Below are 20203 nucleotides of genomic sequence, written 5' to 3' on the forward strand. Positions count from 1 at the left end.
GCTACCGCAGGTGCTGTCGGTACTCCTGCAGCGCGCGCCGGGCGAAGACCTGCTGGAACGTGGCGACCCGCTCCGAGCGGCCACGGCCGATGAAGCTGACGAACCAGTGCAGCACCGCGGTGACCCGGTTCTTGAAGCCGACCAGGTACAGCAGGTGCACGGCGAGCCACATGAGCCAGCCGATGACGCCCGAGAAGTGCAGCTTGCCCACGCTCGCCACCGCCGAGAAGCGGGAGATCGTCGCCATGCTGCCCTTGTCGAAGTACTGGAACGGCTGCCCGTCAGGCTGCCCGGCGAGCCGCTTCTTGATCTGCCCGGCGGCGTGCCGGCCGCTCTGGATCGCGACCTGCGCGACGCCCGGCAGCCGGTTGAGCGCCATCATGTCGCCAACCGCGAAGATCTCCGGGTGGCCCGGCACGGTGCAGTCCGGGTTGACCTCCAGCCGCCCGGCACGGTCGGTGGTCGCGCCCGTCGCCTTCGCCAGCTGCGTCGACAGCGACGGCGCCGAGACACCCGCCGCCCAGATCTTCGTCATCGACTCGATGCGCTGGCGACCGTTGCGGGTCTCCACCTCGATGCCGGTCTCGTCGACGTCGACCACCTTCGTGCCCAGCTCGACCTCGACGCCCATGGTGTGCAGCTGGCGCAGCGCCTTCGTGGACAGGTGGTCGCCGAAGCTCGACAGCACCGTGTCCAGCGCGTCGATCAGGATGATGCGCGCCTGCCTGGGGTTGATGTTGCGGTACTGCCCGGGCAGGTGCCGGTGCGCCAGCTCGGCGATCTGGCCGGCCATCTCGACCCCCGTGGGGCCGGCGCCGACCACGACGAACGTCAGCCACCGCTCGACCGCGGCCGGGTCGGTCTCCAGCTCCGCCAGCTCGAACGCGCCGAAGATCCGCCCGCGCAGCTCCAGCGCGTCGTCGATGCTCTTCATGCCCGGCGCGTGCTCGGCGAACCGGTCGTTGCCGAAGTACGACTGCGACGCGCCCGCGGCGACGATCAGCGAGTCGTACTCGACGGTGTAGCTGGTCCCGGGCGCGACCGCGGTGACGGTCCTCGCCTCGGGGTCGACCTCGGTGACCGTGCCCAGCAGTACCTTCGCGTTGCGCTGCCGCTTGAGGATCTCCCGGATCGGCGGCGCGATCTCCCCTTCGGAGAGGATGCCGGTCGCCACCTGGTACAGCAGCGGCTGGAACAGGTGGTGGGCGGTGCCGTTGATGAGGGTCACGTCGACCGGCGCGTTCTTCAGCGCCTTCGTCGCGAACAGCCCACCGAACCCGGCGCCGACGACCACGACGCGGTGACGTCCTTGTGCACGCTCGTCCATCTGTATCTCCCGATCAGGGTGTGGATCGTGCAAATCAAGTACACCACCACATCGCGGTGCCGGCCCTGTGTCCTCCATGACGTTTGCGCCGATGACGTCAGGGAATGAGCCCTCGTACGTATGCCGCCTGGCCCACGTGCTGCGTGTCGTCGCCCAGGACGCTGACCAGCCGCACGCCGAGCGTCACCGGCGGGTCCCACGCCTCGTCGACGACCCGGTCCAGGTCCTGCTCCGTCAGCGTCGCCAGCCACTCGAGCGTGCGCGCCGACACCGCCTCGAAGTACCCGACGAGCGCCTCGGGACCGTCCGGCCGCACCAGCTGGACCTGCGCCGCGGTGTGCCCGTAGCCGGTGTTGCCCGGGTCCGGGTCCAGCCCGAACCGCCCCGCCCAGTCGCCCGTCACCCACAGCTGCTCGGCGCCGTCGATCAGCTCCGCGACGTGCCCGTCCTGGACCCGCGTGAGGTGCCAGACCAGCCAGCCGACCGTGTTCGCGCCGGGTGTCGGCGCCCAGGTCAGCTGCTGCGCGCTGAGCCCCTCGACCGCGCCCCGCACCAGCTCCGGCAACCGCCCGTAGCCCTCGACCAGCAGTTCGTTCACCCGCATCCGGCTCTTCTCCTCGTGGCACGTTTTCGGGATTTGACCCTCCGCCAGGGCCCGTAGTGTTCAGCACATCGCAAGAACGCACCGCACACCACATAAAACGTAGCTTTCACAACGACTTTCACGACAGCTTCCACGACAAGGGGAAAATGACATGAGCGAGTACGGCGACTTCTCCACCGGCGAGCAGCACGAGGCGCTGGACGAGCTGCACCAGGTCGACGCGAGCCAGGAGGACTACCAGTCGCAGTTCGGCGTGTTCCAGCAGGACCACGCGGCCGCCGAGTCCACGTCCTTCGACCAGGGCCACCACGTCGAGTACACCGGCGCGGACGGCTCGCACTACGAGGAGTCGGACTTCACCTCGTACGACCACTCGGCCGCCGAGACCGACAGCGTGTTCGCCGCCGAGGGCTCCGAGTCCTACAACGCCAGCGAGTTCCACGAGCTCAACGCGCTGCAGGCCCGCTTCGACGCCGCGTTCGCCGAGGGCACGTACGCCTCGAACTGACATCTGTGAAATGGGGGCCCTCCGGGGCCCCTTTTTCGTGCTGCTCAGAATTTCGTCGGGATGATCGCGGCGAGCGCACTCACCACGAACGGGCTGATGATCACCAGCCCCGAGCGCAGCTCCCCGAACGTCGTCTGGTCGATGCCGAGCAGCTTCTCCAGCTTCGCGCGCTCCTCCGCCTTGTCGACCAGGTCCTCCAGCGCCACGTCCGTCAGCGGGAAGTGCCGGTCCACGAACAACGCGCAGCGCCGGCGCAGGGTGGTGCTCGCCGGGACGTACATGACACCGACGACGAACGACGCGACCGCCCCGGAGAACAGCACGGCCGCCTTCGGCAGCTCCGCACCCCACCCGGTCGCCGCCCCGTTGACCAGCGTGACGAGCAGCACCAGAAACCCGAGCTGGTTCAGCAGCCGGCTCACCAGCCGCCGCAGGCTGAGCAGCGTGTTGAGCTGCTGCCCCGGCGTGCCGTCAATCCTGCGCCGCGCCACCCGCTGGACCGCCCCCAACGTCGCCGCCGAGGGCAACGCCCCGCAGATCGCGATCGTGGACAGCGCCAGCCCGCGACTGGTAAGCCCCTGCTCACCCAGCACGTACGGGGTGGCCGCCACGAGCCCGATCGCCACCGCCACCGACGCGAGCACCAGGTGCATCACGTGGAACAGCCGGACCCGGTGCACCGTGCCGAGATCCCGCCACCGCGCCGCCCCGAACCCGAACGCCTCCCCGCTGGCCGCCCCGAGCACCGCCGCCAGCACCGCGAACAGCACCCACCGCGGCTCCTGCCCGTGCTGCGGGCTCGTCCACGCGATCCACGTCCCGAGCACCGCCCCGAGCAACATCGCCAGGAGCCGCAACTCCCCGGTGATCGTCTCCTCGGCATCCTCCGTCACCGCCACGCCGCACAGCTTCTCACCCACTACCGCGCCCAGACCATGATCACCTGCCCCGGACCCCCGGCGCCCGCACCCTCACCCCCTGCCGCCGAGACCACGCGCAACCCTGCTGAGCTGCACAGACGCATCGCAGCGGTAAGTCGATACGGCCGACGGCCCGGCGAACGGTACGCTGTTCACCGCGGGCTGCTAGCTCAATGGCAGAGCTGCGGACTTTTAATCGTCAGGTTTCGGTCGTGCTCGGACCGCGAGATGCCATCTGAGCAGCGCAAATTAGACCGGCTGATAGTCCAGTGTGGATTTGTATTGCTCGACGGTCGCTCGTCTGTTTGAGCAGCGTTCGAGTTGTGTCCGTCCGCATGGCCGTTGCATGGCCAGCCTGCGTCCGGACGGAAGGCCGATCGAATGGTGCGACGTTAGACCGGCGACGGTGTCACCAAGACGACGTTCTGGAGGTCGATGTCAGGCCGGGTGAGTACTTCCGGGGTGCTGCCCTCACCGGTGAGAAACTCGATCGCGGTCTGCCCTTGGACGAGGGCGGAAGCAAGGGACTGACCGCTCGCGATCGCGGCGTAGAACTTGATCGCGAACGCCTTCGCGGCGATGTCGCTGATCTCGTCGACCATCGCCACTACGACCGGTACGGCGTCAAGTAGTGCTTCGGCCCCCTCGTACGACTCGCACGCATTGAGCACCAGCAAGGTCGGCGGCCGGTCGGTGCCCTTCAGCAGGCGCGCCAGGATGCTGAAGTCGACGTCTACGCCGTCCGGGTCGGTGGTGTCGGTGCCGTCGAAGAACAGGCCTGTGGGCGATCCATGGCCCGAGAAGTGCATCACGTGGGGACGCTGGTCGTTGAGTGCGTTGAACAGGTCGTCGAACGTGGCCGCCGGCCAGGACTCCAGTACTACCTGATCGCGGTGGAGGGCCCGCTTGACGGCTTCCCGGACTTCGCGGACCTCCCGATCAACGCGCAGAAGTTCTTCACCTTCCGGGCTTGCCGTGAGGTAGGCGACCCGCAGGGGTTCCGGCTTCGGCGACGCGGGCGGCTGAGGCGAGGGGTTCAACAGTGCTGCGAGTTGGCGGGCGTGCTGGAGTTCGGCTCGTCGTCGCTGCTGGTCACCGCGGTCGCGGGACCTGGCGGCGGTCTGCTCGGCTTGAGTCAGTGCACGCGACACGGAGGCAATTTTCTTCGTCACCGCGGCAACCTTCTTCCCAAGATCGGCAGACTTCTCGTCGTGCTTTACGGCGTCGCGCTCCGCCCGGTTGGCTTCATTGATCAGCCGCGTCACGGACGATGCGCTCCTTGTTCGCCCGGCTTGCGTGGCCTTCGCTGCCGCCTTTTCTCGAAGCTTCGCGGCGGTGTCCCGTTCCTTGCTCTGGCTATCCGCAAGATCGGCTTCTTCCTTCTTCAGTCTCGCCAGCTGATCGCGCAGGTAATCGGGTGTGGGCAAGGCATCCTCTAAATTGACGTGGTCGAGCCGGTCGCCGGTCGCCGGTCGCCGGTCGCCGTCGCCAGCGCCATCAAACCCGGGGCGGAACACAGCCTACGAGGATTATCCGCCTGGATCGTGCTCGCGGCGGCCGGCGGAGCGGTCGGCCTGCTGGCCGCCGCGACCGGCCTCACGCCGACCCTGCTGTTCATCGTCGTCATCGCGGTCGCGGCACTGCTCGTCGCATGGTTGGCGTATCTGGGCAAGAACCCGGCCAAGCCGCTGCTCACAGGACTATGTGCGGACAGTCCGTCCCAGATCAGGACCACGGGCTTGCCGCGCAGGTGCCGGCGCTGGTGCGCGGCGTGACAGGGAGTGTTTCCGGCCTCAGGTAGGTTGGGCGGCTGTGGCTGACGACGAACGACAAGCGCGGCGTCGGCGCAGCTTCGACGAGGACCCAGACAACTACCAGGCCGCGCGGCCGGGATACCCGCCGCGGGTGTTCGAGGTCCTCACCGATTGCGGGCTGCGGCCCGGCGCCCGAGTGGTGGAGGTCGGGCCCGGGACCGGGCAGGTAACCGCCCGTTTGGTTGCCGAAGGGGCGTCGGTGGTGGCAGTGGAGCTGGGCGCCAAGCTGGCGGCCCAGCTGCGGGCGAACCTCGCCGGCCACGACGTGACAGTGGTGCAGGGCGACTTCGCCACCGTGGGGGTGCCCGGTGGGCAGTTCGATCTGGCGGTGTGCGCGACGGCGTTGCACTGGCTGGACGCGGAAGTCGCGGTGCGCCGGCTGGCAGAGCTGGTCCGGCCGGGTGGGTGGTTGGCGGTGTGGTGGACCGTGTTCGGCGATCCGGATCGTCCCCCGGCCTGGCGCGCCGAACTCGACGGCCTGTACCGGCGGTGGATGCCTGACGAGCGGCGGAACCCGGCAGAGGTGCCGGCGCCGATGCGGGTCGCCGAGCGGACAGCGGAGCTGGAGTCCGGTGGCCGGTTCGGGCCGGTCGAGGTGGAGACGATCCGCTGGGACCACCCGCTGACGCCGACCGGCGCACGCGGGCTGTGGGGCACCTTCCCGAACGTGCGTGAGCTCGACGAAGTCCGGCGTGAGGCGTTACTCGACGGTGTGGCCGACGTGGTCGCCGGCCAGCCCGATGCCATGGTGATCGATCATTACGTGACCGCGCTGTACACCGCTGAGCGTCGGCCCGACACTGCATCGCGATGAGCCATGGACAGGCGGCCGGTCAGACGGCTTCGCCGGTCAGTGCGGGAAGCCTTCGATGACGGGGGTGGTCAGGCGCGCGGCGCGTGCCATCCTCATCGACGACAGCGGGCGGCTGCTGCTAATCCGGCGAACAAGGCCAGGCCTCGAGCCATACTGGACAACCCCTGGCGGCGGGGTCGAACCCACCGACGAGTCGGTGGAGCAGGCCATAGTCCGGGAACTGCGGGAGGAACTCGGCGCCGAGGTCAGCGACGTGCAGCCGGTGCTCCAAGTTTCCGGACTGGCCGGAGACGCGGGCGTCACCGTGCAGCATTTCTTCGTGTGCCGCCTGCTGCACCTGGACCTTGACCGGCGCCACGGGCCGGAGTTATTTCGAACCCGGCCGCGGCGGCTACGACCTCGACCGGGTGGCGCTCGGCATGGACGGCATCCTGCCGGTCGACTTGAAACCGGCAACCGTCAAGGTGTTCATCGAGACGAACTGGGCCGCCCTCATCGACGCGATCACCCCGAACCCGCATTGACGGCGTTGGGCTACGGCTACCGGTCCGCGCGGCTCGGTAGTTCGAGGTGCAGACGGGGCGGACACCGCGTCACAGGCACCAGCGCTGGGCGTTGTGGGTGATCACGTCGGCAGTCTCAAGCCAGTGCGGCGATCGTGAGAGCGGCTGCGTCGGCGGCGCATCCCCACGACAGGGTGACACCGGCGCCGCCGTGACCGTAGTTGTGAATGATGCGGCCCCCGTACAGCTCCTGGCTTTCGACACGGACCTGTTCCCGGGTGGGTCGAAGACCGACACGGTGCGAGATGATCCGCGCATCGCGCAACCGAGGTTCGACCTCGCCGCATCGGCGCACGATCGTGGCCGCGACCTCGGGGTCAGGTTCGCGGCTCCACGCGTTCGTTTGCGCGGTGCCGCCGAGCACAAGGGTGTCGCCGTGCGGGTAGTAGTGCAGCAGGTCAGGCGACGAGCCGGTGTCCTCGGAGAAGAACTCCGTGAGTCCCGGATTCTCAACGACGACGAGTTGTCCGCGGATCGGAAAGAGGTCCGGGTCGGGCACGAGTTCGCGTGCACCCATGCCCGTGCAGTTGACGACGACCGGCGCCTCGGCGACCGCCTCGGTGAAGGCCGTGACCCGTCGCCGCTCGATGTGACCGCCAGCGTCGGCCAGCCGCCGTCGCAGATATCCCAGATAGGTCGGCATGTCCACGAGCGGCGCGGTGTACCGCCAGCCAGCGGCAAACCCAGGCGGGAGCTCATCCGCTGCGCACATACGGAATCGGTCGAGTTGGCCGCCCCAGGCCGGTGGGTCGACCAGTTCCCGTGCGGCCTCGATGCCGGAGACGAGGCGTACCCCGGTGCCCAGGTCATCGGCGAGGCGTCTCAGGATGTCGAGCGTGGCGGCGCCCCATGCCTGGACCCGGTCGAGCGGCTCCACATGATAGGGCCCCCACATCGCGCCGGCGGCCATCGAGGTGGTCTCCTCGGTGGGCTCGGCCGTCCAGATGGTGACGTGGACACCGGCTTCGGCGAGACAGATGGCGGTGGTCAGTCCGGAGACGCCAGCGCCGATCACGATCGCGTCAGGCTTGACCTGGTTCACGGCGTTGACGGTAGTCGTTCGATGGCCTGGTTGCTGAGGGCGGTCTCCAGCGCTGGCAGGAACTCGCCGACGGTGTGGTTGCGTTTGCGGCGGCGTAGCTCGGTTGCCAGGGTGTTGAGCAGGGCGGTACTGCGGGGTGAGCGAACCTGGCCCAGGCGGGGCAGGGCGAGTTCGGCGACCGCACACGCGTCGTCGAGCTTGCCGTGTGCGGTGTAGGCCAGGGCGAGCCAGGCACCTTCGTACAGCGCACGGCGCTGGTACGGGACGTCAGGTCGCCGCGCGTATGCGCCGGTGCGCAGGAGGGCGGCGCCTTTGCGGAGCAGTACGCGTCCGTTCGCGCCGGCTCCATTGGCGACCGCGTGACGTCCGGCGAGGATCATGGCGTATCCGGCCTGGCAGTCGAGATGGTTGGCGGTGAGGTAGTACATCCACGGCGGGTCGCGGTCGGTGTGGCGGCGGGCGAGGTGTTCGTGAGAGTCCTGCCAACTTCGCTCGCAGTTTTGTGGCCGTCCGGCCGCAGCGTAGGCATAGGCGAGTCGCGACTGCACCGATGCTTGGACGCTGGCAGCGGATCTGGCTGCGGCGCGCCACGCGGCCTCGCCGAGCACGACGCCGTCGCCCGCGTCGCCGAGTGACGCGGCCTGGAACGACAGGTCGGCCAGGATGTGTGCTTCCATCGCCCGGTATCCGGCCTCGTGGGCGGCGCGGAGCCCGGTGAAAAGATATCGCTGGGCCAGTCCTGGCTGGGCTGCGTCGATGGCCTTCCAGCCGGCCAGTTGGGCCAGGTCGGCGAGCGCATGGAGTAGCCGGCGACGTACGCCATCGGTGTGCCCGCCGTCGCGAAGTACAAGCAGCACCGCTCGCATCTGGGCGCCGACGTAGTTCAGGCCGGCGGCGCCGCCTCGTTCGTCGTCGAGGAGTTGCAGGCGGGGAACGCTGGCTTCGATCTGGTCGACGAGCGGGTCGTCGGCCGACGTGGCGGGAAGTCCGGTGGACCCGGTGCCGAACTGGGCGTCGAGGTACACCCCGACTGCACGGGCGAGGGCCGCGCCGGAGACGGACAGGAACAGTCGGCGGTCCACCAGCCCTCCCAGCAGCCAGTCTTCCGCGATCCGCATGGTGCTTGCGGGTACCCACGGTCCGTCCATGCCGGCGCTGGCTTCGAGTACCAGCGTGCCATCCGCGACCTCGTTGTGCCCGGGCCAAAGGTCACGAGCGGTGATGACCCGTCCGAGCCGGCGGGAGATGACGTACGCGGTCAGCGCTGGCAGTGGGCTGCGCGGTACGCCGCCGGCGTCGCGCCAGTGGTAGGGGGCGGTCTCGGCCAGGGTGCCCGCGCCGAACAGCCGGTTGAGTTCACGCGCCAGCCCTCGGGGCGTCAGGCCCGTCTCGGCCAGGTGCGCAGCGATCGCGTGGTTGGTGCGATCCGACGGAGCGGCCACCGACCCTCCCGCGATCGACTGACGGTACCGCGAGGGTAGCGGATTGTATTGATCGACGGGCGCCGCAATTGACGTTCTTGACGGTTTGATGGCCTCCCCGCAGCTCCCGGATCGGGATGTGCTGGACGTACCCCGCCGGCGTACCGCCTCCGGCTGCGCCGGCGGGTGACAGCCTCGACGCGAGCGGAGACCCGGCATGCGTACCTCGGCGATGACCCAGGCACCCCCACCCTGGGAGTGGGAGTTCGACTGGCACCTGACCAACAGGTGCAACTTCTTCTGCGAATACTGCCACCCGCAGATTCGCCACGTCCTCAACAAGAAGCACCTCGACGAGCCACCACCCGCGCTGGTCGTGCAGCGCTTCGACGCGCTGGACAAGGTGTGCCTGGTGCACATGTCCGGCGGGGAGCCGTTCGAGTTTCCCGGCTTCGTCGAGCTGTGCGCGGGACTGACCGACCACCACTACATCAGCATCAACACCAACCTCACGTCCAAGGACATCACCGCGTTCGCCGAGCAGGTCCCGCCTGCACGGGTGGCGAAGATCGTCGCGGCGATCCACCAGCCCGAACGGGAACTCCGCGGCCTGGAGCTGGACGCCTACGCGGAGAACTATCTGATCCTGCGACGCCACGGCTTCGACGTGACCGCCCTGTACGTGCTCTACCCGCCCCTGCTCGACCGGTTCGCGGCCGACCTGGACCGCCTGAAGACCCTCGGCGTCGACCACGTACGCGCCAAGGTCTTCAAGGGCGTGCACAAGGGCGTGCGGTACCCGGAGGGCTACACGGAGGAGCAGAAGGCCGTCGTGCTCGCCGGTTCCGGTGAGTACCCGTTCAACCGGCCGTACCTCGACGGCATGCTCGCGTTCCGCGGCCAGGCGTGCACCGCTGGTGTGACCTCGTTCAAGGTGACCGTCACCGGCGACGTCCGCCGATGCGCGTCCGTGCCCACCGGCTACGGCAACCTCTACGACGGCACATTCCAGCCGGCCCAGGTGAACCAGCCCTGCCCGGCCAAGCGGGTGCTGGTGCTGTCGCAGTGCCTGTCCTACCTCGTCGAGCCGCCCGAGCTCAACGACCCGGCCAACGACGCCGACGACCTGTAGAACCTCGGACGATTGGACCTCAGCATGCAGCTCACCGTCCGTCACGCCTGCACTGACCCGGACCGGCTCCCGTTCGACACCGCCGAGCGCAAAGGCGTCGGTCACCCGGACAGCCTCGCCGACCTCGTCGCCGACGCGTTCTCCCGCCGGTACTCCATGTGGTGCCTGCGCCAGTTCGGTGCCGTGCCGAACCACTGGGTCGACAAGGTCAACCTCGTCGGCGCCGCGGCCGACGTCCGCTTCGGCGGCTTCGACATCCACAAGCCGGTCGATGCCTACCTGTTCGGGAAGGTCACGGATCAGGTCGGCGCCACCGCAGTGCCGATCGAGCAACTGTTCCGCGAGGTCACCTGCGAGGTGCTGCCCGCCGCGCTGGGCGACGCCCGCGTGCTCGACCACATCCGCCTACACGTGAACAACACCCGGGGCACAGCAGTCGACCACGATCCGGCGTTCTACCGGCCGACCGGCGTCGCGGACATCCCGCGGGTCCTCGCCGCTGAGACCGTCGCCAATGACACGGTGATCTGCGTCGGCGCCGGCCGCCGTGGACTCGCCGCCGATCTCGCGATCCGGCTGGAACGCCTCGTCACCGGTAACGGGCTCGGTGAACTGCGTCCGATGATCGGCACCGACGTCAAGGTCATGGTCGTCCGGGTCGGCTCAATGCTCGACGTGACCGCCGCAGTGCCGTTTCATCCAGAAGCGGTCGGTTCCTGGGCCACCTACCGCGACGCCTTGGCAGAGACGCAGACGGCGGTGTCCGCGGAGCTGAAGGCGCTGCTCGACCAAGACCCGCGAGCACACGACATCACCGACCTCGCCCTGCACCTCAACACCAAGGACGCCCCGGGCCGCGGCTACCTCGCGCCGTTCGGGACGTCGCTCGGCAAGGGCGACTGCGGAGCCGTCGGGCGAGGCAACCGCTACAGCGGTGCCATCGAGCCGCTCCGTCCCGCGAGTTGCGAGGCACCCGCCGGCAAGAACCCCGTCCATCACGTCGGCAAGATCTACACCGCCGTCACCGCGGAAGCGGCCCGCCGCGTCCTCGACGAGACATCCGTCTACGCCGAGGTCACCATCGCCGCACGCAACGGCGGGAGCCTGACCGAACCCGCCCACGTCCTTGTAGCCCTCGACCGAGCGGTCGACACCGCCACCCGAACCGCTATCGAACGGATCGTCCGGAGCAGCATCGACGAGGCAGCGCAGTTCGCCGACCGTTTCCTGGCCACCGACCCGCTCACCCGGTTCCGCAGCGGTGATCCCCGATGACGCTGCAGCTCTCCGAGATCCATCAGCGCCACGTCGCCACGTTGCGGAGCCTGCCCGCGATCGTCGACTCGGAAGGTCTCCGGATCGGCAGCCAGTACGTCATGTTCTTCGCCGAAGCGGACCTGATGCGCCTCCACGCCACCGGTCTCACCGACGGCAGCTCCTCATCCGACGTGCTGGAGATCGGGCTCGGTCTCGGCGTCTTCGCCGAGCAACTCGCCACGACGAGCGTCGGGTCGTACACCGCGGTAGAACCGCACGACGGCGTTGCCAGACTGACCCACCGACGAGTGCTCACCCGGCTCGGCGGCCGAGCCACCGTCCTCACCGAACCGTGGCAGGTGCTGAACCTGCCCGCGGACGGTTTCGACGCGATCATGTACGACACCTGGCCGCCTGACGGCCATGCCAATGCCGACTTCGCGCAGTTCGTCGAGCAGGTCGCCGTGCCGTGCCTGCGACCCGGCGGCAGGTTCAGCTTCTTCCACAGCGGCAACGTGCTCGACCCGGTCCGGCGGCGCGTCCTCGACCGGCACTTCGCGACCTGGGAGGCACGTCCGTACACCTTGCCGGCGAACGAGACCCCGGCGCATTGGACGAAGCCGACCCGCGACTTCCTCGTCCCGATCGCCACCAAGCGAGGAGCCTGAGGTGACACCCTCGACCGTCCCTAACTCGGTACCGCTCAACCGCACGCAGTTCACCAAGGACGGGTACCTCGTGCTGCCCGAGATCGTTCCGCCAGCGATGATCACGAGGTTGCGGGCGGAGGCCGACGCGGCGCTGACCGGCATGCTCGACACGATGGCGCATGAGCGCGTCACCGACCCTCGGCTCACGTGGTGGCGCCTGCCGTCCGGCCGGCTCTACGTCCTGAAGATCAAATCCGTGCTGGATCTCGCGGCGACCGCAGCCGTGCTCGCAGCGGGGCCGTTGCTGCACCAGGTGACCACCGACCTGCTCGGCAGCGCCGCCCAGTTGATCGACAGCAAGTTCATGTACAAGCAGACCGTTGACGTCCCTGCGGCATGGACCGATCTGCCGGTTCTCGGCGAGGAGGTCTGCAAGCACACCGATGCCGTGTACTACCGGGCGAAAGGACACGACCAGGTCGTCACGGTCGCGCTCTGCCTCGACGATTGCACGCCGACGACCGGGGCGCTCAAGGTCTGGCCCGGCACCCACCACCGCGACATTGAGATGATCGCGACCCAACGACAGGGACCCGTGGTGCCGGACAACGCCGCACCGGACAGCCACGCCGTTGCGTTGCTCGCCCCGGCGGGCTCGATGCTGGTCTGGGACTCGGCACTGGTCCACGCCAGCGGCCCGAACGAATCCGGGCGCCCGCGACGCCTGCTGGTGCTGGGCTACGCCGCGACAGCGGCGGCCGGGGCCGGTGCACCGTGAAGATCCTCGTGCTCGGCGGGACCCGCTTTATTGGCCGACACCTCGTGGCCGAATGCCTCGCCCGCGGCGACGACCTGACCGTCCTGTACCGCGGGCATTCACCTTCACCCTTCGCCGGCCTCGCCCGCCATATCCTCACCGACCGGCGTGCCCCTACAGCCGAAGCGCGTGCCGTGCTCAGCGAACCGTGGGACGTGGTCATCGATACGAGCGCCGTCGACCTCGATGACGTGACACCGCTGACGCCGTTGCTGACGGACGTGGGCCGGTACGTCTTCGTCTCGTCCTGCGCCGTCTACCGTCGTCAGTTCACGACGTCCACGTTGCGCGAGCAGTCTCCAACCATCGTGGCCGACACCACCGACCCGACCCGCGCATCGGCGACCAGGAAGCTGCGCTGCGAGCGACATCTCCGCGGACGCGCCCGGCGAACCGGCATTCCGCTCCTCGTTGCCCGTCTCGGCCTCGTTGTCGGAAAGCACGACTACAGCCACCGATTCACATATTGGCTGGAACACGTCCTCCGCGGCGGCGAGGCGCTCGTACCGATGGACCCGGACCAACCGGTACAGATCATCGACGCCTCCGATGTCGCCAAGTTTCTCCGCGACGCCGTCGACCGTGACGTCGAGGGCATCGTGAACGTGGCTGGCCGCTCGATCACTGCCCAGAACCTCATCGAGGCGTTGCTGGACCGGTCACCGCAGCCGCCCGTGCCGTGCTGGGTCGGTGAACGGTACGCCCGAAGCCAGCGCGTGCGACCGTGGACCGAGGTCCCGCTCTGGCTGACCAACGACAGCCCCGAACGAGCCCTTATGGCGGTGGACAGCAGCCGCGCGCTGGCCGCAGGGCTGACGTACCGCTCGCTGCGGGACACGATCGACGACTGCCTCGCCTGGCACACAGTTCGTCGCTCCTGGTCCCAGCGTTGGCTCGACCCCGCCCGGGAACAGCACCTGATCCAGCAATGGAGGGCGTAGTCATGCAGCCGTACACCCAGGGACCACCGTTCTCGGCGCAATGGGGCGAGGACCACTGGCTCGCGACCACCTTCGACATCGCACCTGGCGGCGTCTTCGTCGATGTCGGAGCCGGCGACGGTAGACGCGGCAGCAACAGTCTCTACTTTGAGCACCTTGGCTGGCGCGGGCTCTGCGTTGACGCCGATCCACGCAACCACGAGCCGCTCCGGCGACGGCGCTGTGTCGTCGAAACCAGCGCGGTCTCGTCGATCCCGGGGCTCCGACCGTTTGGCATGTACGCGCACAAGCCGTCATGGTCGGGTCTGCACCGACACGGCGACGACTACCAGCAGATTATGGTGCCCTGCGAACGACTGGACACCCTCCTCGAACGTGCGTGCATCGACGAGATCGACCTGATCAGCATCGACGTAGAAGGCACGGAACTCGACGTCTGGGACTCCTTCGAGCCGACCCGCCACCGACCGTCGATCGTCATCATCGAATACGACGACACCCAGCCGGATCGGACCCGCGAGACGATACGTCGCCACCTCGGCCCTTCGGCCTACGAGGTCATCCACCGAACGCCGGCCAATCTGATCCTCGAACGCACCGACCGGCGATGGACACGACGGCCATGAACGCGTCGACGCATGAACTGCTCCGCGCGCTGCCGGACGGACCGTTCATCGCCGTCTGCGGGCGCCAAGACGACGCCGACGCCTGGCGAGATCTGCTCGGAGCCAACCGATGCCTGGCGCTCGCACTGGACAACGCGCTGCCGAACGCCACGCACCGCGCCGTGCGCGGCGCGAGCCAGCAGGTGGCCCGCTACCACGATCTGATTGCCGGCCTGGATGGCTCGGGTTGGATGACCGAGGCAGCAAACGCATTCGATCCCGGCCGTCGGGCGACGCTGGTGCTGCCGGACCCACTCGACCCACCCCGAACCGGCGACCGGCGCCGACTCGGTGCGCGGCACCCGAGTTGGCGGCTCGGGGAGGACAAGACTGTGGTCGACGCGTTGTGGGACAGCCTCGCCGTTCCACGAGCCGCCTCGATCATCGTGGACGGACCCTCCAACCTCGCCACGGCTGGCGCCGAAGTCGACCTCGGCGCCGGCGTGGTCTGCGCCTGTCAACGGACCGGCGCGGGTCCGACGGCGGGCGCCGACGGCATGTGGTGGTGGCGGGGCACCGACCCGCCATCGGCGCTGTCCATCCTGCAGGCGGGTTCGTACAGGGCACGGGTCATGCCGATGCTCGACGGCACGCCGGTACGCCTCCATGGGTTCGTCCTCGACCGGCACGTCGTGCCGTTCCCGCCGATGGAAGTCGTCACGCTGCTGCGGCCCGCATCCGGAACGTTCCTCTGCACCGGTGCCGTACCGACGCTCGCCGACATGGCCGAACTCGCCACGATGACAAGGCACCTCGGTGACGGCCTTCGCGAACGGCTCGGATTCCGCGGAGGGTTCTCCGTCGACGGCATCCTCACACACGCAGGGTTCCGACCGACCGACTTCAACGCCAGACTCACCTCGGCGATGGAAGCCGTGCCGTCGCACCTCCGTGTACAGCTCCATTTGGCGAACATGCTCGCCCGTGACCACCGCGACGTTGAAACGGGCACGGTCGAACGACTCGCCGGAGAGATCTTCACCGCGAGCAGCACCTACACCCTCTACGCTGCGGCAAGCCGTATCGATGAGAACGGACCACGGGCTGCGACTGTCCAGTGGAACGACCGGCAGCTCACGCTCGCCGAAGCAGGCACCGGCGACGGGCGACTCGCCGTGACTCGATCCCCGCGGGGCTGGCTGCTGACCGCAACCCTGAAGAGCGACCGCCTTCCGCCCGGACGCTTGCTGGGACCGGCTGCGCCGACGGTGTTCGCGCTCAGCGACGAGGTGCTCGGCACCGACTTCGGCGACCTGCGATCACAGGTCGCCGAAGAGCACCATCGCTACCTGCCAGCCCAACGCAGCTCGCCGGACAATGTGCATCCCCGGCGATAGCGCCGGACTGGGCCGTCCAAGACGCACTGAGCGGGTAGGCAAAGCTTGCCCGCCCAGTGGCCTACGCCAGTCGACTGATGGCGGACTGGAGCCGCGCCAACGTCCTGTCCCGCCCAAGCACCTCGATCGACTCGAACAGCGGCAGCCCGACCGTCCGGCCGGTAACCGCTACCCGGACCGGTGCCTGCGCCTTGCCGAGCTTCAGTCCACGCTCGGCGCCGATGGCCTCCAGCGCGGCCTTGAGCGCCTCCGCGGTCCACTCGATCGACTGGTAAGCCTGGACCACAGCGTCCAGCAGTCCGCGGGCGTCGCCGTTCATCGCCTTGGCCCAGGCGGCGTCGTCATGTGGCGGCTCGTCGAGGAAGAGGAAGTCGACCATCGGGACCACCTCGGACAGCAGCGCGATACGCGTCTGCGCCAACTCAGCCACGGCCTCGAACGTCGCCTCGTCGTACGCCTCCGGCAGCCACGGAGCGTCAGTCGAGCGAAGCCACGGCTGGCACGCCTCGATGAACTCGGCAACCGACAGCGCTCGGATGTAGTCGCCGTTGAACGCCCGGAGCTTCTTTACGTCGAAGAACGCCGGAGACGGGTTGACGTCCTCCAGGCGGAACTCCGTGACGATGTCCTCCCACGGGATGATCTCCCGGTCACCGGACGGCGCCCACCCGAGCAACATCAGGTAGTTCCGCATCGCCTCGGCCAAGTACCCCTCGGCACGGAAATCCTCCATGGCGACACGGTCACGACGCTTCGACAGCTTCTGCCGTCTCTCGTTGACCAGGATCGGAGCATGCGCCCACACCGGCGGCTCCGCGCCGAGGGCCTCCCACAGCAACTGCTGCTTCGGCGCGTTCGGCAAGTGCTCCTCGGCACGGATCACATGCGTGATGCCCATGACCATGTCATCCACGACGTTCGCCAGCAGGAAGACCGGAGAACCGTCGCCTCGGGCGATCACGAAGTCCTCGATCAACGCGTTCTCGAACGCCGGCTTGCCCCGGACCAGATCGACCACCACGGTGGTGCCTTCGTCGGGTGTCTTGAACCGCAGGGCGCGTCCTTCCCCGCCGGCCAGCCCGCGCATGCGGCAGAAGCCGTCGTAACCCTTATGGTCGCTACCCGTTCGCGCGATGACCTGATCACGAGTGCAGTCACAGTAGTACGCCCGGTCGGCTGCGAGGAGCCGGTCGATGGCGGCCTGGTGGTGCTGGACGTAGTCGGACTGGAACAGCGGCCCCTCGTACTCCTCGGGCCCAGCGCCAAGCCACGCCATCGCGTCGAGGATGCCCTGCACCCACTCGGGACGGTTCCGCGCGGTGTCTGTGTCTTCGATCCGCAGGACCATCGTCCCGCCCGACTGCCGGGCCAGCACCCAGTTGAACAGAAGCGACCGGGCGTTCCCGACATGGAACATGCCGGTGGGAGAGGGGGCGAAGCGGACGCGAACCGCAGAACTAGTCACGTCGCATAGCTTATAGGTTGAGCGGCAGTGATCGTCGCAGTAGCGCTCGTCAGGCCCAATCACTTCGTCGGACCGGAAAATTTGCGCCGTAACCTGCGGGACCCGAAGCACTTGAAATTCGTCGGCGCGTGCGTACCGTTGCATTCCTCGCTGATACCCCGTCCCGGAGCGGGTTTGGTCAATTCTGGATGGACACCTGGCATCTCCGGGAATGTCTTCAGCATCGAAGTAGTGATCGAGAAAGGTGCGTCTGACTTGCCGGGAGCAGTCGATCCAGCGTGGTGGGTCACCGGAACATGGGACGGTCGACCCATCGGAGTGTTCCTGGCCAAGCGCGATGTTGCGACGATCTTCCGGTTCGTGCATGCGCGAGGCATCTCGTACAACGCGATCGGCGCGCTCGTCGGACTGTCGGCGAACCGGGTTGCTGAGATCGCAAAAGATGTCCGCCAAGTAACGGCCTATGAGGTGCTGGAACGCGTCGCTGTCGGCCTGCAGATTCCCCGGCCCGCGATGGGTGTCGGACTGCTGGAGTCCGAGTCGCTCAGCGCCCTCAATCGGCACAGCGACAACGTGGATGGGCGCTCAGTCGGGCACATTGCAGCAGATCATGGCCCCACGGCCGATCTGGACATGCTGGCCGGGATTCGGGCTGGGCTTGACGAGGCGTTGGCTTCGTCGACCGTCTCGCCACGACAGATGGAGTTGATCGAAGAATCTGTCGCCGAGCACGTTCAGGCATATCCGGCCTCCGCGCCTTCACTGATGTTGACTCGGCTTGCTGGTGAGTGCGCCGAGGTGCAGGCGCTGTCGCGTCGCAGGCAGCCGGCGATGCTTCAGGCTCGACTCTCCGGTGCCGCGGCGTTGCTTGCCACCATGTGTGCGGATGCCCTGATGCGTCTTGGTGAAATCAGGCAGGCGAAGTTGTGGTATCGAACAGCCCTCGTCGCGTCCGATGACAGTGCAGAGCCGCGTTTACGTGTCCTGGTCCGGGCGCAGGCAGCGATGCTGCCGTATTACTTCGGGGATCCGCGCCGCACTGTGTCCCTGGCGGACGCGGCGTTGGCTCTGTCCGAGGCAGCGTCGCCATCGAGCGCGCTCGCCGCTGCTGCCCGGGCGCGGGCGCTGGCGCGGCTGGGCGCGGTGGATGCGGCGCGTGCTGCGATCGGAGAGGCCCGCCGGTCGTTTGATGAGGTTGGCGATGCCGACAGCGACGAGGCGTTCCGATTCCCTGCCAAGCGGCTGTTGTTCTACCTGTCTGGCGCCACCACCTGGATCGGGGACACCGCTGCGGCATACGGTGTGCAGGAAGCGGCGCTCCAGCTGTACCAGGCGAGCCCCGTCAAGACGTTGATCGATCCCGCATTGATCAGGCTGGACCAGGCGATGTGCTTGGCGAGCGATCGGCGCACGGCTGAAGCGGCGGCGGAAGCTCAGAAGGCGGTCGATGAGCTGCCTCGGCTCCAGCGGACCGAACTCGTTCTGGCCCGGGCTGCCGATGTTGTCGAGGCTGTCCCGCGGTCCAAGCGGGGGCCCGAGGTGGTGGCCCTGTCGCACTATATTGCGGCGTGCCGATCGCAGACCCGTACGCTGGCTGGAGGAACCGTCTCGCCTGACCCGTAGGAGCCTGATGTTCGTCGAGGCACGAACACGTCCAGTGCTTGACGAAATCTGCCGCCGACTGGGCCGCTCCGCCGCAGAAGCGATCCTGCTTCGGCACCACACCAACGCGGTTTACGCCGTCGGTGATGTTGTCGTGAAGATCGCCCCACCGGGGGTCACGTTGGACGACCTTCGACCTGTGGTGACAGTCGTCGAGTGGCTGAGTGACCATGGCTTCCCCACCGTGGAGTTGTATCCCGGACTCGACCAGCCCTTCGAGGTCTCCGGGCACGTGATCACCATGTGGCAGCGTCTCGACCCCGCGAACGCCAACCCCGTCAACGCCGCGGAACTCGGCACGCTCCTGCGTGTGCTGCACGCGCTTCCGGCACCACCGATCGAACTGCGACGACTCGAGCCGATCGAGGGGATTCATCGTTCGATCGCCACCTCCACGATACTCAGCGACGAAGATCGTCAGCTGCTACGTTCACGCCTCGAACACCTCGCTGAGGCGTGGTCAAGGATGCACTTCGCGCTCGGCGAGGCCCTGTTGCAGTCCGACCCGCAGGCACGCAACGCCCTCCGTCGCTTTGACGGCACGCCCGTCTTGGCTGACTGGGATGGTGCGTCGATCGGTCCGCCTGAGTGGGACGTGGCGACGGTTGCGGTCCACTGCCGTCGATTCGCTCAAGCAAGTCCAGTGGCGTTTGCTAGCTTCACCGCCGCATACGGTTGGGATTCCATGAAATGGGCCGACTTCGAAGACCTGTGCCGATTGCGGGAACTTAAAATGATCACTACAAACGCTCGTAAATCGCAATCTGATTCTGTTGCCGCCAGAGAAGTTCATCGCCGGATCGCGGCCTTGCGCAGTGGTCGTGACGAACTGGCTCGATGGAATATCATCTGAGAATTCGCTGACGCAAGCGGAGCCTGCGACTCGCGATGCAAGGTGACAAGTCTCGCAACAATCCTGCTTCTTCTCGCCGCCGACATTTCCATTCGTCCCTGGCTCGGCACGGTGCCCAACGCGCAATGAAGCCCGGCTCGCGAATGTGACAGCGCCGTGACGGCCCCACCGGTCGGTGTCCAGTGGAGGACAAGACAGCCATCCTGGGCGAATTTCGCCGCCCGGCGTTACCGACGCCGAACGGACTGCGCTAGACAATTCAACGATCTAACGTGCCTGTTGCCTTGTGCCGCAAGTCGCCAATTCTAGCGCGGCTACATTCGGCAATCTAAACGCGCGGGCATCGGTGCATCTTCGGCAGCAGGTCGGCTCGCAGTAATCCGGATTCGCGGGTAGGCGTTTGTTGACCAG

At 67.7% G+C, this 20203-nt stretch carries 20 protein-coding genes and 1 pseudogene; 14 read left to right on the forward strand and 7 right to left on the reverse strand.

Features of this window, described 5'->3' with window-relative positions; all coding sequences use genetic code 11:
- Position 1: 1 nt before the first annotated feature.
- Together AB0H83_RS40190 and AB0H83_RS40195 are read right to left on the reverse strand one after the other, a co-directional pair.
- The gene (locus AB0H83_RS40190; RefSeq protein WP_360105068.1) at positions 2 to 1327 is read right to left on the reverse strand and encodes an NAD(P)/FAD-dependent oxidoreductase; all 1326 of its coding nucleotides are present in this window, start codon (positions 1325 to 1327) and stop codon (positions 2 to 4) included.
- Positions 1328 to 1424: 97 nt separating this feature from the next.
- The gene (locus AB0H83_RS40195; RefSeq protein WP_360105071.1) at positions 1425 to 1931 is read right to left on the reverse strand and encodes a DUF664 domain-containing protein; all 507 of its coding nucleotides are present in this window, start codon (positions 1929 to 1931) and stop codon (positions 1425 to 1427) included.
- 151 nt (positions 1932 to 2082) lie between these two features.
- On the opposite strand from AB0H83_RS40195, the gene AB0H83_RS40200 reads away from it, so the two are divergent.
- Positions 2083 to 2439, forward strand: coding sequence for a hypothetical protein (locus AB0H83_RS40200; protein WP_360105073.1), 357 nt, complete (start codon positions 2083 to 2085; stop codon positions 2437 to 2439).
- A 44-nt stretch (positions 2440 to 2483) separates the two neighbouring features.
- On the opposite strand, the gene AB0H83_RS40205 is transcribed toward AB0H83_RS40200, so the two are convergent.
- Both AB0H83_RS40205 and AB0H83_RS40210 read right to left on the reverse strand, forming a co-directional pair.
- Positions 2484 to 3338: a hypothetical protein gene (locus AB0H83_RS40205; protein ID WP_360105076.1), complete on the reverse strand. Its 855-nt coding sequence runs from the start codon at positions 3336 to 3338 to the stop codon at positions 2484 to 2486.
- Between the two features lie 413 nt (positions 3339 to 3751).
- Positions 3752 to 4876: a CHAT domain-containing protein gene (locus AB0H83_RS40210; RefSeq protein ID WP_360105079.1), complete on the reverse strand. Its 1125-nt coding sequence runs from the start codon at positions 4874 to 4876 to the stop codon at positions 3752 to 3754.
- A 27-nt stretch (positions 4877 to 4903) separates the two neighbouring features.
- Here AB0H83_RS40210 and AB0H83_RS40215 point away from each other — a divergent pair, with 27 nt between their 5' ends.
- From AB0H83_RS40215 to AB0H83_RS40230, 4 genes and pseudogenes are all read left to right on the forward strand, one after another.
- Positions 4904 to 5134 (forward strand): hypothetical protein, encoded by a 231-nt coding sequence (locus AB0H83_RS40215; RefSeq protein WP_360105082.1) that lies wholly within the window; start codon positions 4904 to 4906, stop codon positions 5132 to 5134.
- Positions 5135 to 5264: 130 nt separating this feature from the next.
- A complete protein-coding gene (locus AB0H83_RS40220; RefSeq protein WP_360105085.1) occupies positions 5265 to 5987 on the forward strand; it encodes a class I SAM-dependent methyltransferase in 723 nt (240 codons plus the stop codon).
- 55 nt (positions 5988 to 6042) lie between these two features.
- Positions 6043 to 6249, forward strand: a pseudogene (locus AB0H83_RS40225) (NUDIX hydrolase); the annotation flags it as partial.
- A gap of 82 nt (positions 6250 to 6331) precedes the next feature.
- A complete protein-coding gene (locus tag AB0H83_RS40230; RefSeq protein WP_360105205.1) occupies positions 6332 to 6511 on the forward strand; it encodes a hypothetical protein in 180 nt (59 codons plus the stop codon).
- A 115-nt stretch (positions 6512 to 6626) separates the two neighbouring features.
- Here the strand turns inward: AB0H83_RS40230 and AB0H83_RS40235 are convergent, their stop codons facing one another.
- Both AB0H83_RS40235 and AB0H83_RS40240 read right to left on the reverse strand, forming a co-directional pair.
- Positions 6627 to 7592, reverse strand: coding sequence for an FAD-dependent oxidoreductase (locus AB0H83_RS40235; protein WP_360105088.1), 966 nt, complete (start codon positions 7590 to 7592; stop codon positions 6627 to 6629).
- Entirely contained in the window at positions 7589 to 9232 is a 1644-nt protein-coding gene (locus AB0H83_RS40240; protein ID WP_360105091.1) for a carph-isopro domain-containing protein, read from the reverse strand. The genes AB0H83_RS40235 and AB0H83_RS40240 overlap by 4 nt, the downstream gene beginning before the upstream one ends.
- A gap of 13 nt (positions 9233 to 9245) precedes the next feature.
- On the opposite strand from AB0H83_RS40240, the gene AB0H83_RS40245 reads away from it, so the two are divergent.
- From AB0H83_RS40245 to AB0H83_RS40275, 7 genes are read left to right on the forward strand one after another with little or no spacing between them, the layout of a single operon-like run.
- Positions 9246 to 10145: a radical SAM protein gene (locus AB0H83_RS40245; RefSeq protein ID WP_360105199.1), complete on the forward strand. Its 900-nt coding sequence runs from the start codon at positions 9246 to 9248 to the stop codon at positions 10143 to 10145.
- A 24-nt stretch (positions 10146 to 10169) separates the two neighbouring features.
- The gene (locus AB0H83_RS40250; protein ID WP_360105093.1) at positions 10170 to 11420 is read left to right on the forward strand and encodes a methionine adenosyltransferase; all 1251 of its coding nucleotides are present in this window, start codon (positions 10170 to 10172) and stop codon (positions 11418 to 11420) included.
- The gene (locus tag AB0H83_RS40255) at positions 11417 to 12070 is read left to right on the forward strand and encodes a class I SAM-dependent methyltransferase (RefSeq protein ID WP_360105096.1); all 654 of its coding nucleotides are present in this window, start codon (positions 11417 to 11419) and stop codon (positions 12068 to 12070) included. Before AB0H83_RS40250 ends, AB0H83_RS40255 begins: the two co-directional genes overlap by 4 nt.
- 1 nt (position 12071) lies before the next feature.
- Complete coding sequence (locus AB0H83_RS40260) at positions 12072 to 12830, forward strand: phytanoyl-CoA dioxygenase family protein (RefSeq protein WP_360105099.1); 759 nt, start codon at positions 12072 to 12074, stop codon at positions 12828 to 12830.
- A complete protein-coding gene (locus tag AB0H83_RS40265; protein WP_360105102.1) occupies positions 12827 to 13810 on the forward strand; it encodes an NAD-dependent epimerase/dehydratase family protein in 984 nt (327 codons plus the stop codon). Before AB0H83_RS40260 ends, AB0H83_RS40265 begins: the two co-directional genes overlap by 4 nt.
- Before the next feature lie 2 nt (positions 13811 to 13812).
- A complete protein-coding gene (locus AB0H83_RS40270; protein ID WP_360105105.1) occupies positions 13813 to 14436 on the forward strand; it encodes an FkbM family methyltransferase in 624 nt (207 codons plus the stop codon).
- A complete protein-coding gene (locus tag AB0H83_RS40275) occupies positions 14418 to 15812 on the forward strand; it encodes a hypothetical protein (RefSeq protein WP_360105108.1) in 1395 nt (464 codons plus the stop codon). The genes AB0H83_RS40270 and AB0H83_RS40275 overlap by 19 nt, the downstream gene beginning before the upstream one ends.
- Before the next feature lie 61 nt (positions 15813 to 15873).
- Here the strand turns inward: AB0H83_RS40275 and gltX are convergent, their stop codons facing one another.
- Positions 15874 to 17277 (reverse strand): glutamate--tRNA ligase, encoded by a 1404-nt coding sequence (gene gltX / locus AB0H83_RS40280; RefSeq protein ID WP_360105111.1) that lies wholly within the window; start codon positions 17275 to 17277, stop codon positions 15874 to 15876.
- A 27-nt stretch (positions 17278 to 17304) separates the two neighbouring features.
- Here gltX and AB0H83_RS40285 point away from each other — a divergent pair, with 27 nt between their 5' ends.
- Together AB0H83_RS40285 and AB0H83_RS40290 are read left to right on the forward strand one after the other, a co-directional pair.
- Positions 17305 to 18900 (forward strand): hypothetical protein, encoded by a 1596-nt coding sequence (locus AB0H83_RS40285; protein WP_360105114.1) that lies wholly within the window; start codon positions 17305 to 17307, stop codon positions 18898 to 18900.
- A gap of 7 nt (positions 18901 to 18907) precedes the next feature.
- The gene (locus AB0H83_RS40290; RefSeq protein ID WP_360105117.1) at positions 18908 to 19792 is read left to right on the forward strand and encodes an aminoglycoside phosphotransferase family protein; all 885 of its coding nucleotides are present in this window, start codon (positions 18908 to 18910) and stop codon (positions 19790 to 19792) included.
- Positions 19793 to 20203 lie beyond the last annotated feature (411 nt).

The sequence above is a fragment of the Dactylosporangium sp. NPDC050688 genome, from assembly GCF_040654515.1.
Classification (GTDB): Bacteria; Actinomycetota; Actinomycetes; order Mycobacteriales; family Micromonosporaceae; genus Dactylosporangium.

Bases quoted from the DNA above. Each gene is read 5' to 3' on its own strand.
- AB0H83_RS40190 (WP_360105068.1), bottom strand. From the start codon at position 1,327: ATGGACGAGCGTGCACAAGGACGTCACCGCGTCGTGGTCGTCGGCGCC.
- AB0H83_RS40195 (WP_360105071.1), bottom strand. From the start codon at position 1,931: ATGCGGGTGAACGAACTGCTGGTCGAGGGCTACGGGCGGTTGCCGGAG.
- AB0H83_RS40200 (WP_360105073.1), top strand. From the start codon at position 2,083: ATGAGCGAGTACGGCGACTTCTCCACCGGCGAGCAGCACGAGGCGCTG.
- AB0H83_RS40240 (WP_360105091.1), bottom strand. From the start codon at position 9,232: ATGCCGGGTCTCCGCTCGCGTCGAGGCTGTCACCCGCCGGCGCAGCCG.
- AB0H83_RS40245 (WP_360105199.1), top strand. From the start codon at position 9,246: ATGACCCAGGCACCCCCACCCTGGGAGTGGGAGTTCGACTGGCACCTG.
- AB0H83_RS40250 (WP_360105093.1), top strand. From the start codon at position 10,170: ATGCAGCTCACCGTCCGTCACGCCTGCACTGACCCGGACCGGCTCCCG.
- AB0H83_RS40255 (WP_360105096.1), top strand. From the start codon at position 11,417: ATGACGCTGCAGCTCTCCGAGATCCATCAGCGCCACGTCGCCACGTTG.
- AB0H83_RS40270 (WP_360105105.1), top strand. From the start codon at position 13,813: ATGCAGCCGTACACCCAGGGACCACCGTTCTCGGCGCAATGGGGCGAG.
- AB0H83_RS40275 (WP_360105108.1), top strand. From the start codon at position 14,418: ATGGACACGACGGCCATGAACGCGTCGACGCATGAACTGCTCCGCGCG.
- AB0H83_RS40290 (WP_360105117.1), top strand. From the start codon at position 18,908: ATGTTCGTCGAGGCACGAACACGTCCAGTGCTTGACGAAATCTGCCGC.